We start from the raw sequence: 12231 nt of genomic DNA on the forward strand, positions 1-12231 counted from the left end.
CCGAGACCATGGCGGACGCCCTCACCATCCGGCGCTTCGCGAACACCGACGCGCCGGCGGTGCGCGACCTCTTCATTCGCGTCAACAGGCTGCTCGCGCCGCCGCAGATGAAGGATGCGTTTGAAACCTACGTCGCCTCGGCCATCGCCGAGGAGATCGGCCGCATCGCCGAATACTACGCCGCGCGGCGAGGTTCGTTCTGGGTAGCGGAGGACAGCGGCCGCCTCGCCGGCATGTTCGGCCTGGAGACGGCAGAGCCGGGTGACGCGATGGAGTTGCGCCGGATGTATGTGGAGCCGGAACTGCGCAGGCAGGGAATTGCTCGGACCATGCTGGCGTTCGCGGAGAACGAATGCCGGCGGCTCGGCATGAAACGTCTCGAATTGAGCACGTCAGAGCTGCAGGATGCCGCGCTCGGCCTCTATCGCGCCAGCGGCTATCGCCTCGATCGCGAGGAACTGGCCGCCTCGGTCAGCAACAAAACCGTCGGCGGCGGCATCCGCCGATTCTATTTCAGCAAGACGCTCTGATTTATCGCGACGCGAACGCCAGCTTGGCGCCGAGCGCGACGAAGGCGGCGGCGAACGACCGCCGCATCCAGGCCATGACACGCGGCCGGGTGACGACGTGATCGCGCACCGAGGCGGCGAACAGCCCGTAGACGACGAAGACCGCAAAGGTCATCAGCATGAAGACCGCGCTGAGTTCGAGCATGCGCGCGACCGGCTGCGCCTCGCTGGCACTGACGAACAGTGGCAGGAAGGCGAGAAAGAAGATCGACAGTTTCGGATTGAGAATGTTGATCAGAATGCCTTTGACGGCGATCGACACGGCGGTGCGGCGATCCGTGTCGCCGGCGACACGCAGGGCGCCGTGTTCACGCAGCGTGCCCCAGGCCATATAGAGCAGATAGGCGCAGCCCGCGTATTTGAAGACCTCGAAGGCGAGCGCGCTGGTGTGCAGCAGCGCGGCGAGCCCGAGGATGGCCGCGGCCATATGCGGCACGATGCCCAGCGTGCAGCCGAAGGCGGCGGCGATGCTCGCCTTGCCGCCGCGCGAGAGCCCGGCCGCCAGCGTATAAAGTACGCCCGTGCCCGGCGAGATGACGACGATGAACGACGTGATCAGGAATTCGAGCGACATACCGCCGGCCTCCCCCATGGATCCGGCGCAAGGTTAGCGCAGGGTCGCGCAAAGCGGGACCCGATTTCTGACAATCAGCGTTTCGAAGCGGCCGGTGCGCCCGTCCGGAAAGCGGCAATAACTAGAACAGTGCCGGGCTGTCGCCGAGCGGGATCGGTCCAAGGAACATGCGGCCGTCGTCAAAACGCAGCGGCAGCGAGACCGCGGGCCGGCCCTCGAGTGTGGTCTTGCGACCGAGCAAATTGATGCCGGTGGCGAGATTGGCGCCGACCTGCTGCTTGGCCGCCTGGCCGAGCCCCGGCGACAACCGGTCAAGCGCGCCGGCCAACCGATCGACCGAGGGCGAGGCCTGCACCATCTGTTCCGCGTTGATCGACTTGAGGAATGGCTCGAGGCCGGCGACCGTCAGGTCGAGCTGACCCTGCAGGCGGCCGGCGGCGCTGATCGACAGGTTGCCGGTGCCGACCGCCAGAGTTTCGCCCTGCACCGCGCGCGCCTCGGTAATCTCGATGCGGCCGTTATTGGCGGCGATTTCGCGGAACCGCTCGGACCATGGCTTCGGCGCGAAGTCCGTGAGGCCGCGAAACACCGTGTCGAACACGGCGTCGACCGGCTGTGCCGCCAGCGCCGGGACGCCGGGCGCGAAAGCCCCGCGGGTTCGCACCGCGACTTCGAGCACCGGGTGGTCGCTGACCAGCCCCTCGAGCAGGCGGCCGTGCAATTCGAGATGCTCGGCGCGCAGCAGCGGATGCGGCGCCGAGCCATTGAGCGCGTCAAGCGCCGGCTTGTCGAAAACCAGCGACACGCGCTCGGGCGCCGCCGGGGTGCCACGCACGCTCGACTGGAACAGCGCCCAGTTCATCGTCAGTTCCGGCGGCTTGCCGGGCGACGCGATGGTGAGCGGCCCCTGGAATTCGCTGATCAGAAGCGTGGGCTGATAGACCTGCGAGACCACCAGCACGCCGCCGAGTTCGGCCTTTATGGGCGGACGGCTGTTCTCGAACAGGGCGGTCGCGCTCTGGCAGGCAAACTCGAAGCGGAACGGAAAACCGCCGACGCTTTCCTTGCCGCATTGGTAGAGGCGGCCGGACTTGGCTTCGCGTGCGCGCCAGCCTTCGAGCGCCGTCTGCGCCTTGCCGGCGGCGACGTACCAGAAGGCGCACCAGCCGCCGATGAGGACGGCGACCAGAACGAGAAGCACGACATAGCGCCGCGAGGCCGGGCGGCGGACGGGTTCGGATGATGTCATGAGGGGAATTGTGAAACCTGCCAATTGAGGCGCTTCTGCGCCCCTGTCTCTGCGTCCTCTTTGCGCAGGCGCGGCGCGAACTCAAGGCCGATTCGGCGCCCGGTGAAACTTTCTCCGGAAGGCCCATTGCGCCGGTCAGGCCCGCTTGGTACGCGACCGCCCGGTCCGCGCCTTACCGGTATCCGATTAGCATATGACACCTCCGCCTTCAGACGACAGTGGCGAGCTCTGGGTCTTCGGCTATGGGTCGTTGATGTGGCGGCCCGGCTTCGAGGCGCTGGAACGGCGCCAGGCGCGGCTGGTCGGCGCCCATCGCGCGCTCTGCGTATACTCCTTCGTCCATCGCGGCACGCCGGAGAAGCCCGGCCTCGTCCTCGGCCTCGACCGCGGCGGCAACTGCCGGGGCATCGCCTACCGGGTGGCGGCCGAGAAGCGCGAGGAGACCATCGCCTATCTGCGCTCCCGCGAGCAGGTCACCATGGTTTATCGCGAGGCCTGGCGGCGGGTCTGGCTCGACGACGATCCGCAAAACAACGTCCGGGCCCTGTGCTACGTGGTCGATCGCGGCCACGAGCAATATGCCGGCCAGCTGTCCATTGCAGAGCAGCTCCACTATTGCCGGCAAGGCCATGGTCGGTCCGGCGCCAACCGCGATTACGTCATCGCCACGGTCGCCGAACTGGAGAGCCTCGGGGTGCGCGATCGCGACCTCCACCTCCTGGCGCAGCAGCTCAAGGGCGCGCACGAAGCCTGAGCCCGATCAGGACCTTTGCGCCATGTCGCGGCGGCCCTCTTCGATCAGCCGCGCGGTGGCGGTTTCGATGCCCGATTGCAGCCGGTCAAAGAAGGTTTCCTCGTCGAGCCCGGCCGGAATGACGTCCAGAATTTCGACGATCACGGTTCCCGGAAAACGCCGCAGCGTGCGGCGCGGCCAGAACAACCCGGAATTCAGCGCGATCGGCAGGCATGGAACGCCGGCCTTCTTGTAGATGTGGGCGACGCCGTACTTGTAACGCGGCTCGGCCCCGGCCGGCCGGCGGGTGCCTTCCGGAAAAATGATGAGCTGGCGATTCTGCGTCAGTTCATAACGCGCCCGCTCGGCCATCGCGCGCAGCGCCGCGGCGCCACGGCCGCGATCGACCGGCACCATGCGCCCCTTGATCGTGAACCAGCCGAAGATCGGAATCCATTGCAGTTCGCGTTTGAGGATGAAAACCGGATTCGGAAACAAGGTGACGAGCGCGAAGGTCTCCCATGCCGACTGATGCTTCGAAGCGACCAGAAGTGAGCCCTGCGGAATTTTCTCGCGACCGCGGATTTCAACCTTGATGTCGCAGATGACGCGCAACAGCACCAGATTGATCTTGCCCCAGATCCGCGCGATCTCGACGATGCCCCAATACGGCATGAAGAACGTCGGCAGCGCGAGCACGAGCCACAGCGCCGTGTTGAGATAGAACGCCACGTTGAAAACGATGGAGCGGACGAGGATCAGCACGAGCGGACGGTCCTTACGGGGCGGTATCCGGATCGAGGCGCATCCGGACCAGCGCAAACAAATATTTCAGATATTCGGCCGCAAGAAACCGCGCGGTGCCTATATTTTCCCACCACGGCTTGTTTCTCACCGTTTCCGACATCACCGGATAAGCGATGAGCCGGACATCGGGCAACTGATGCTCGATTTCAGCCATGGCCCGCGGCATGTGCCAGTTCGAGGTCACGACGATCAAAGAAGTAAAATTATGCTCGCGCGTCCAGCGCCTCGTCTCCAGCGCATTGCCGAAAGTATTGAGCGCGGAGCGGTCGAGGTCGATGCAGCAGGTAAAGTACTTCGAATAGAGCGGTGTCAGCCGTGCAATCTCGCTCGCGGATGTTGCGCGGTGCACGCCGGTGATGAGCAGGCGCTTGCCGCGATCGGCCGCCAGCAATTCGATGGCGTCGGGAATGCGCGGTGCCGCGCCGGTCAGCGCGACGATGCCATCCGCACCGCGATCCAGCATCACTTCCTCGCTCGCGATCTGCGAGGCAAACCAGAAAAAGCCGGCGGTCAGCGCCAATCCGCCGACGACCGCGGTCAACATGGTCAAAAAGCCGATCCAGCGAGCAAAACCTGCAAACATTCGTCGTCAACCCAATCGCGCCGCAGACGGCATAGCACTATTGCCCGGGCCTGATCTACGCGCAAAACCGGCGCGAACAAGCCGAGAAAAACGCCACGATTGCCACCGGTGATTGGCCGCTGTCATCGTCTAGTCAATGGCATCAAGCGTCCGGTTGACCGTGTGCCGCGACGTGAGCGCGGTCACGAGTGCACTGAGCACGATCTGACCCAGCACTGCGACGTAACCGAACAGGCCCAGAGAAAACGAGCCGAACAAAGCCGCGCTCTGGTCGCCAGCGGCGCTGCCGGCGGTCCAGCGTCCGATCAGGGCTGCGATCAGGAAAATCAGAATCGCCGCGCCGCCGCCGATCGCTCCGCCTTGCAATCCCATCACCAAAAAGTGGCGCTGGAAATTGTTCGCGATGAATCCGTTCTTGGCGCCGACCAGATGCAGCACTTCGATAACGTTCCTGTTCGTCGCCATGGCGCCGCGGGTCGCGAAGGTCACCGACAACACCGTCGCGGCGACGATCAGGATCAGAATTGTGATGCCGCCGCCGACGACGGATCTTGCCATGGCGCGCATCCTATCGATCCAGCCGCGGTGATCGTCGAGCATCGCCCCCGGCGCCTGCGCCGCGAGCACACGGTTGAGCTGCGCCATGTCGGCGCCGGCGCCGGCGGCAAGCCGCAGCACGATCAGCCGCGGGATCGGCAGTTCGTTGAGGCTGAGGCCGTTGCCGAGCCACGGCTCGAGCAGCTTGCTCGACTCTTCCTTGCTGAAGACGCGGACGTCGGCGATGCCGGGAAAGCTTCGCGCAGCCGCGGCCGCCTTGTCGACGACGTCATCGGTATCGCGGCCCGGCGCCGGCACCACCTGGATCGTGACTTCGCGCGCGACGTCGGCCTGCCATTCGCCGGCGGCCTGGCCGACAAGAATCACGGCGCCGGTGGTGAGCGAGGCCAGAAACGTCATGATGGCGACGACGGCGATCAGTGCGCTGCCGGCGATCGAGTTACGCGGCACCACCGGCGTTTCGAATCGCGGTTTCGCCTGCACCGCGGCGCGCGGCGATAATGTGGGGTCATGCCTGGCTTCGTCCGCGACCGCCATGTTCAATCGTAAATATGCAGCCGGCCGTCGTGCAACACGAGGCGGCGGGCGTCGTACTGGTCCATCAGCGCGATGTCATGCGTTGCGATCACCACCGATGTTCCGGACTTGTTGAGCTCGATGAAGAGGCGCAACAGGCGCTGCGCCAGACTCGGATCGACGTTACCGGTCGGCTCGTCGGCCAGCAGCAGTTGCGGCCGCGCGATCACCGCGCGGGCAATCGCGGCGCGCTGCTTCTCGCCGCCGGACAGCACCGGCGGCAGCGCCCACATGCGGTCGCCGAGATCGACCCAGTTCAGCAATTCGATCACCTCGTCGCGGTAGCTGTCTTCCGGGCGGCCCATGACGCGCAACGGCAGCGCCACGTTCTCGTAGGTCGTCATGTGGTCGAGCAAGCGGAAATCCTGGAACACGATGCCGATGCGGCGGCGCAGCGTCGCCACGGCATCCTTGGATAGTGTCGCGACATCGTGGCCGAACTGCGTGACGAGCCCGCGGGTCGGCTTGAGCGAGAGAAACAGCAGCTTGAGCAACGAGGTCTTGCCGGCCCCCGAGGGCCCGGTCAGGAACTGGAAGGAGTGGGGCTCGATACGGAAGGTCAGGTCGCGCAGCACTTCGGGCCCCAGCCCGTAGCGCAAGCCCACATTTTCGAATCGGACCACGCCCGCCTCCGCTTCGTCCCATGCGAGCCGTCCAACCTGGCCCGAAGCTTGCGCCCCGCCGGTCCGCCCCGCCCCGGGCTGATCGGCCGCGCACCTGCGCGTTAACTCTCGGTTTTACAGGAGAATCGCGCGACCGCCATAGGCCGGGTCGGGCAAAAGTGCGCCTCCGGCCCGGCCAAAGAGGGCCCCGCATGGTTTCCGGTCCATTAACGGTCGGCTGATAGCTTCTGGGGGCCGAATAAGCCGCAGAACCGTATGTTGATCGTCTGTCCCAGCTGCGCGACCTCCTACATGATCGAACCGGCCTCGGTCGGCCCGAACGGCCGCGCCGTGCGCTGTGCGCGCTGCCGCTCGACCTGGTTCGTCAGTCCGTCGAAGACGGCCGAAACGCCGAACGTGTCGGCCTTCGTCAACGGCGTCATCGCCGAGGCCGAAGCGGAGGCACAGAACGGCAACATCGAGTCGGCGCCGCCGGTATTCGACTCTTCGCCGAGCACTGCGCCCGAACCGCCCGCAGAGGAGCCGCCTTCGCTGGCGCCGCGGTCGGACGCAGCCTTCGAACCGCAAGCCGGCGAACCGTCACACGAACCGCAGGCTTACGAAACCCAAACCGAACAGCAGGCCGACGGCGCCCCACCGGTCTTTGCCGACGACGGCTCGATGCCGCCGATGGTCGCTGATGCGCCGTCGCTGGTTCCGGACGGCGACTCCGACGACACCGCCAATTATGCGGCGCGGCGCGCCCGCATGCGGGCCAAGCAGCAGAAGAACCGGCGCAACACGCGCTGGACCGCCCTGATCCTGATCCTGTTCGCCGTGAACATCGCGATCATCGCCGGGCGGCACAAGATCGTACGTTACCTGCCTCAGACTGCGTCGCTGTTCGCTTCGATCGGTCTGCCGGTCAATCTGCGGAATCTCGAGTTCGACAACATCAAGATCTCGAAGGAAATGCAGGACGGCGTCAGCATCCTGATCATCGAAGGCAAGATCGTGAACACCGTCGGCAGCGCGACCGACGTGCCGCGCTTGCGCTTTGCCGCGCGTAATGCCTCGGGCCAGGAAGTCTACACCTGGAGCATGCAGGCAACACGCAGCATCCTCGGGCCCGGCGAAAGCCTGCCTTTCGTCAGCCGCCTCGCCGCGCCGCCGGCCGATGCCGTCGATATCCTGGTGCGTTTCTTCACCAAGCAGGATGCCGCGAGCGGGCTGAAGTAGCCGGCGCGATTACCGGTTCGCGCTTCGCGCCGGTCCGGTGATGCTGCGATCAGAAGTCCTTGAGCAACCGCTCGATGTAATCGAGCTCGAGCTGCGGGCGGGAACTCTCGCCGAAGCGCTTGCGCAGCTCCTCAAGGATGCGGCGCGCGCGCTGCGCATCGATTTCGCCCGGCACCTTGACTTGGTTATCGTCGCCGTAATCGCGGCCGCGCAACGGACGGCCGAGCGGATCGGTGTTCTGTTCGGCGCGCTGCCGGCCGCGGCCAGGCTGTCCGTTCGGACCCATGCCCTGCCCCTGACCCTGCTGCATCTGCTGCGCCATTCCCTGCGCGCCCTTGCGCATGGCCTCGAGCGCGCGGCCCTGGCTGTCGACGGCGCCGTCGGCGTCGCCGTCGCCGAGACTGCCTTCGGCTTCACCCATGGCGTCGCCGGCATCGCCGAGCTGGCCCATGCCGTCCTGACCATTGCCGTCCTGATCGCCCTGCTGGCCCTGCTCCTGGCCATCGCCCTGCTGGCCTTTGCCCTTCTGCCCCTGCTGGCCCATGCCGCGCTGGCGTAGCTGCTCGAGCAGCTTGTTGAGCCGGTCCTTCAGCGCCTGCTGATCCTGGCGCAGGTCGCCCATCTGCTGATTGCCCTGCTGGCCTTGCTGGCCGCGTTGCCCGCGCTGCCGGTCGCGGCGCTGATCCTGACCCTGCTTGAAGGTTCGGTCGCGCAGTTGCTGCTGCTTGCGGATCATGTCGCTGAGTTCGTCCAGCGCCGAATTCATGTCCTGGTCGCCCTGGTCCTGATCGGCGCCGGGGCGGGCCATCTGCAGGTTCTCCATCATCGCCTGCAACTGATCGAGCAGCGCCTTGGCGGCGTCACGATTGCCGGAGCGCGCCATCTGCTCCATGCGGTCCATCAGGCTATTGAGATCCTGCTGGCTCAGCGTGCGGCTGTTGCGGTCGAGCGGCCGCTGCATGGCCTGCGGATTCTTGCGCATCTCCTCCGCCAGCGCCTGCATGAACTTGTCCATGGCCGCGCGCAGCTGGTCCATCAGCTTCTTGAGTTCTTCGTCGCTGGCGCCGCGCTCCAGAGCCTGACGCAGCGCATCCTGAGCCTGACGCAGCGCCTGCTCGGCCTGGCTGACATTGCCGTCTTCGAGTTGCAACGCCATCTGCCAAAGCCGCGCCACCACGTCGCGCAATTGATCGTCGCTCTTGGCGTTACGCAGATCGAAATAAATCGAGCGCAGACCGAGATAGATCCCGGCTTCGGGCGTGAAGCGCTCCGGTGCGAGAGTGAGCGTGTCGAGCGCGGTCAGCACCAGCGGCTTCTCGTTGGCGTCGAGCGCGAGGATACGACGCTGTTCGACCAGCGCTCGTGCCAGCGGCTTGACGAAGATGCGTTGTGGCAACTCCACCTCGCGGGGCTCGCTGCTGCCGACATTACCGGCCTCGTCGCGCACGGTCAGCGTCACCATTACATTACTGCCGGCCCACGGATGTTCGGTGAGATCCTGCGTGGTTTGCGCCGCGCCCGAACGCGTGCGCGCCTGGGGCAGCGTCAGCGCGAACTCCGGCGCCGGGAACAACGGATGCCTCGGCTTGACACCGGCCTGACTGGCGTCGCCCGCCTTGGACGCGTTCTTCGCATCATTTTTCGCGGCGGCGTCCTTGAGGGCGAAGGTCGCCTTGCCTTCGACGATGCCGTAATCGTCGTCCATCTTGTAGTCGACGCGCAGCGCGCCGCGCGCCTGACGCTCGGGATCCTTGGTGAAGGACACTGTCGGGACGCGGTCGGGAATGGCCGAGAAGGTCCATACCGGTTCGCGGCTGCCGACACCTTGCAGGGTCACCGACCCGTCGGTCTTGATGACGAAGCGCTGTTCTTCCGTTCCAGCCGGCAGCACGTTCTTGGGATCGGGCGGCACGGCCTCGATGCCGCCGACGCGCACGGTGTTGAACGACACCTTGCCGGTGGAGCGGACAATGAGTTGGCTGCCGGCGGGCACTGAAATCGGCGCACCGGCGAGATCGGCAGTTTCGGTCGCTTCGCCCGGCCGCACGCCCGGCAGCATCACCGGCGGACGCCCGGTATAGAGCGGCGGCGTGACCCATGCGTCGATACGGAAATTGGCCGGCGCCACCACGCCCTTCCAGTCGAACGCGGCGGTGACGCGCTTCCAGCGCTCGCCACCGGCCGACACGAACGCCGCGACCGCAAGCAGCACGACGAGCGCGCGCAGGGCCATCGGGTCGCGCAGCGACAGTCTCGGTTGCGGCCAACCGGCCTTGAGCTTTTCCGCCGACATCAGCGCGCGCTCGACATGCGCCTGCCACAGCGCCTGCGCGACCGGATCCGTTCGGTTGGCGGAGATGTTGTCGGCAATCGCGGTGGCCGGACGATGCGCGGCGCCGCTGCCATGGTCGAGACGTCGCAGCCCCTCGCGATCGGTGGGCAGTCTCAGGCGGAACAGCGGGATCGCGGCGAACGCGAAAATGCCGACGAACACGACAAGGCCGACAATGCGTCCGAGCGGCGGCAAGGCCAGCCAAAGACCGGCCCAGGACAGCGCCAGGAATAATCCGAGCGCGGTCGCGAGCGCCGCAAGCGCGGGCCACAAACGCTCCCACAGCAGGCTACCGCGCGCGCGATTGATCGCGCGGGCCAGCATGAGGCGCGCGCGTTGCGGCCCTGTCTGCGTCGATTGATCCTGTGCGTCCAAAGGCACTCCGCCGTCGCTACCGGGGGCCGAAGAATCCTGCCGACTCTTCAAGGCTAACACGCAAGCAAGTCCCAAGCCACGTAACAAGGCCGTCAGGAAGCTCTCGCGGGCTACAGCCAATCCGGTATGCGATCGAGCGCAATCAATTGGTCAACTTCAAGGCGGGGCCGAACCAGCGCCCATTCCTCATCTTTGACCAGCACTTCCGGCACCAAAGCGCGGGTGTTGTAGGTTCCCGCCTGAACCGCGCCATAGGCCCCGGCCGTCATCACCGCCAGAAGATCGCCGCCGCGAGGTTCCGCCATTTCCCGGCCGAGGCCGAGGAAATCGCCGCTTTCACAGACCGGACCGACGATATCGGCGCGAATCCGCGGCGCCGCGGCGTCCGGCAGCGTTACCGGCCGGATCGCATGATAGGCTTCGTACAGGGTCGGGCGGATCAGGTCGTTCATGCCGGCATCGACAATGACGAAGTGCTTGGCCTCGCCATGCTTCACGAACAGCACCCGCGTCACCAGAATGCCGGCATTGCCGACCAGCAAACGGCCCGGCTCGAAGATCAGCCGGCAGCCGAGATTCGCGGTCGCGCGCTTGACGACATCGGCATAAGCGTCCGGCGACGGCGGCGGCTCGTTGTCATCGCGATACGGAATGCCAAGACCACCGCCGAAATCGACATGCGAGATCGTATGGCCGTCGGCGCGCAAGGTGCCGACGAATTCGGCAAGCAGAGCGAATGCGTTGCCGAAAGGCTCGAGATCGACGATCTGGCTGCCGATGTGCATATCGACGCCGGTGACCTTGATGGTCCTGAGCTTGGCGGCGTGAGTATAGACGTCGCGCGCGCGGCTGATCGGGATACCGAACTTGTTCTCGGACTTGCCGGTCGCGATCTTGTGATGGGTCTTGGCGTCGATATCCGGATTGACGCGCACCGACACATGCGCGGTCCGTCCCTTCGCCGCCGCGATGCCCGCGAGCAGATCGAGTTCGGGCTCGGATTCGACATTGATGCAGAAGATGCCTTCGTCGAGCGCCAGCGCCAGTTCCGCCGCCGTCTTGCCGACGCCGGAGAACATGATCTTTTCCGGCGGAATTCCCGCGGCGCGGGCGCGCTTGAGTTCGCCGCCGGAGACGACGTCGGCGCCGGCGCCGAGCTTCGCCAGCGTCCTGATGACGGCCTGATTGGAGTTCGCCTTCATGGCGTAGCAGATGAGCGCATCGACGTCGGCGAAGGCCGAGGCGAACACCCGGTAATGGCGTTCGAGCGTTGCGGTCGAATAGCAATAGAACGGCGTGCCGATCTTCTCGGCCAGCGCCACGAGGTTCACCGCCTCGGCATGCATGACGCCGTCGCGGTAATCGAAATGATGCATCGGATTGACTTTTTAATCGCGGATGATTGGCGCGCGAAGGTCGGAACGATCCGGCCTCGACCGCGCGAAAACTAGTTCAACAGCACATCGAGCGGAATGGATTTCTTCGGCCCCTTCGGGGTCTCCATCGCATCTCTGCTGCCGCCGGCGCTGCCGCCCATCGGCTGCACAGCCACAGGGTTGAGCAGTGACGGGCTGTTGCTCTGTGCCGGTTTCGCTTCGCCCTCGAGCGACGCGCCCGGCGGCGGATCCAGCGGGCCTTTGCGGCCGCAGGCGGCAAGGCCCAGCGTGGCGGCCAGCGCGCCGATCAGGGCGATGCGGAGAAGAGGGCGATCACGAAATGAGGACAAGCTGCAAACTCCGGATAAGGCGCGCATCTTAACAAAGCCGGGATAAAAGGCGAAATCGCGTCCTGTTCAGTCGGCGCCCTGGCGTGCGGCCAGCTTCCGGTCCGGGGCTTCGACTCCGTGGAGCCGCTCCCGCTGGGCTTCGAGCCAGACCAGCCGTTTGAACGCGTCCTTGCGAAGATTCGAATTGGTCGCCGCGTCGAACCGCCATTGCGCGCCCTCGATCAGCAGGTTGAACTGCGCTAGGGAGAGCTTTTCGGCCTCGGCTTCGGTGTTGGCGCCGCCTTTGAGGCGGCCCATTTTGGGCTCCG

Annotated in this window: 13 protein-coding genes; 3 read left to right on the forward strand and 10 right to left on the reverse strand. The window is 65.7% G+C overall.

The features are described from left to right. The first annotated feature begins 8 nt into the window (after positions 1-8). Positions 9-530 (forward strand): GNAT family N-acetyltransferase, encoded by a 522-nt coding sequence (locus ASD45_RS16485; RefSeq protein WP_056912469.1) that lies wholly within the window; start codon positions 9-11, stop codon positions 528-530. A gap of 1 nt (position 531) precedes the next feature. Here the strand turns inward: ASD45_RS16485 and ASD45_RS16490 are convergent, their stop codons facing one another. Together ASD45_RS16490 and ASD45_RS16495 are read right to left on the reverse strand one after the other, a co-directional pair. After that, positions 532-1143: a LysE family translocator gene (locus ASD45_RS16490; RefSeq protein ID WP_056912836.1), complete on the reverse strand. Its 612-nt coding sequence runs from the start codon at positions 1141-1143 to the stop codon at positions 532-534. Positions 1144-1264: 121 nt separating this feature from the next. Beyond that, positions 1265-2392 (reverse strand): DUF2125 domain-containing protein, encoded by a 1128-nt coding sequence (locus ASD45_RS16495; RefSeq protein ID WP_056912470.1) that lies wholly within the window; start codon positions 2390-2392, stop codon positions 1265-1267. Positions 2393-2585: 193 nt separating this feature from the next. On the opposite strand from ASD45_RS16495, the gene ASD45_RS16500 reads away from it, so the two are divergent. Continuing rightward, entirely contained in the window at positions 2586-3146 is a 561-nt protein-coding gene (locus ASD45_RS16500) for a gamma-glutamylcyclotransferase (RefSeq protein ID WP_056912471.1), read from the forward strand. 6 nt (positions 3147-3152) lie between these two features. Here ASD45_RS16500 and ASD45_RS16505 read toward each other — a convergent pair whose 3' ends face one another. From ASD45_RS16505 to ftsE, 4 genes are all read right to left on the reverse strand, one after another. After that, positions 3153-3890 (reverse strand): lysophospholipid acyltransferase family protein, encoded by a 738-nt coding sequence (locus tag ASD45_RS16505; protein WP_244485412.1) that lies wholly within the window; start codon positions 3888-3890, stop codon positions 3153-3155. Between the two features lie 13 nt (positions 3891-3903). Next, the gene (locus ASD45_RS16510; RefSeq protein ID WP_244485477.1) at positions 3904-4476 is read right to left on the reverse strand and encodes a YdcF family protein; all 573 of its coding nucleotides are present in this window, start codon (positions 4474-4476) and stop codon (positions 3904-3906) included. Between the two features lie 168 nt (positions 4477-4644). Next, positions 4645-5610 (reverse strand): ABC transporter permease, encoded by a 966-nt coding sequence (locus ASD45_RS16515; RefSeq protein ID WP_056912473.1) that lies wholly within the window; start codon positions 5608-5610, stop codon positions 4645-4647. A 2-nt stretch (positions 5611-5612) separates the two neighbouring features. Then, a complete protein-coding gene (gene ftsE / locus ASD45_RS16520) occupies positions 5613-6272 on the reverse strand; it encodes a cell division ATP-binding protein FtsE (RefSeq protein ID WP_056912474.1) in 660 nt (219 codons plus the stop codon). 255 nt (positions 6273-6527) lie between these two features. Between ftsE and ASD45_RS16525 the strand changes: the two genes are divergently transcribed. Further along, a complete protein-coding gene (locus tag ASD45_RS16525; protein ID WP_056912475.1) occupies positions 6528-7490 on the forward strand; it encodes an MJ0042-type zinc finger domain-containing protein in 963 nt (320 codons plus the stop codon). Positions 7491-7539: 49 nt separating this feature from the next. On the opposite strand, the gene ASD45_RS16530 is transcribed toward ASD45_RS16525, so the two are convergent. The 4 genes from ASD45_RS16530 to ASD45_RS16545 form a co-directional block, all read right to left on the reverse strand. Then, positions 7540-10146 (reverse strand): TIGR02302 family protein, encoded by a 2607-nt coding sequence (locus ASD45_RS16530; RefSeq protein WP_082540988.1) that lies wholly within the window; start codon positions 10144-10146, stop codon positions 7540-7542. A gap of 161 nt (positions 10147-10307) precedes the next feature. Beyond that, positions 10308-11573 carry a diaminopimelate decarboxylase gene (gene lysA, locus ASD45_RS16535; protein ID WP_056912477.1) on the reverse strand — a complete coding sequence of 422 codons (1266 nt, stop codon included), beginning with the start codon at positions 11571-11573 and terminating at the stop codon, positions 10308-10310. Positions 11574-11644: 71 nt separating this feature from the next. Continuing rightward, the gene (locus tag ASD45_RS16540; protein WP_056912478.1) at positions 11645-11923 is read right to left on the reverse strand and encodes a lipoprotein; all 279 of its coding nucleotides are present in this window, start codon (positions 11921-11923) and stop codon (positions 11645-11647) included. Between the two features lie 66 nt (positions 11924-11989). Continuing rightward, on the reverse strand, positions 11990-12220 hold the full coding sequence (locus tag ASD45_RS16545; RefSeq protein ID WP_056912479.1) for a hypothetical protein: 231 nt from the start codon (positions 12218-12220) through the stop codon (positions 11990-11992). Between the last annotated feature and the right edge of the window lie 11 nt (positions 12221-12231).

Source organism: Pseudolabrys sp. Root1462 (genome assembly GCF_001426945.1).
Classification (GTDB): Bacteria; Pseudomonadota; Alphaproteobacteria; order Rhizobiales; family Xanthobacteraceae; genus Pseudolabrys.

Bases quoted from the DNA above. Each gene is read 5' to 3' on its own strand.
- ASD45_RS16485 (WP_056912469.1), top strand. From the start codon at position 9: ATGGCGGACGCCCTCACCATCCGGCGCTTCGCGAACACCGACGCGCCG.
- ASD45_RS16490 (WP_056912836.1), bottom strand. From the start codon at position 1,143: ATGTCGCTCGAATTCCTGATCACGTCGTTCATCGTCGTCATCTCGCCG.
- ASD45_RS16495 (WP_056912470.1), bottom strand. From the start codon at position 2,392: ATGACATCATCCGAACCCGTCCGCCGCCCGGCCTCGCGGCGCTATGTC.
- ASD45_RS16500 (WP_056912471.1), top strand. From the start codon at position 2,586: ATGACACCTCCGCCTTCAGACGACAGTGGCGAGCTCTGGGTCTTCGGC.
- ASD45_RS16510 (WP_244485477.1), bottom strand. From the start codon at position 4,476: ATGTTGACCGCGGTCGTCGGCGGATTGGCGCTGACCGCCGGCTTTTTC.
- ASD45_RS16515 (WP_056912473.1), bottom strand. From the start codon at position 5,610: ATGGCGGTCGCGGACGAAGCCAGGCATGACCCCACATTATCGCCGCGC.
- ASD45_RS16525 (WP_056912475.1), top strand. From the start codon at position 6,528: ATGTTGATCGTCTGTCCCAGCTGCGCGACCTCCTACATGATCGAACCG.
- ASD45_RS16530 (WP_082540988.1), bottom strand. From the start codon at position 10,146: ATGCTGGCCCGCGCGATCAATCGCGCGCGCGGTAGCCTGCTGTGGGAG.
- lysA (WP_056912477.1), bottom strand. From the start codon at position 11,573: ATGCATCATTTCGATTACCGCGACGGCGTCATGCATGCCGAGGCGGTG.
- ASD45_RS16545 (WP_056912479.1), bottom strand. From the start codon at position 12,220: ATGGGCCGCCTCAAAGGCGGCGCCAACACCGAAGCCGAGGCCGAAAAG.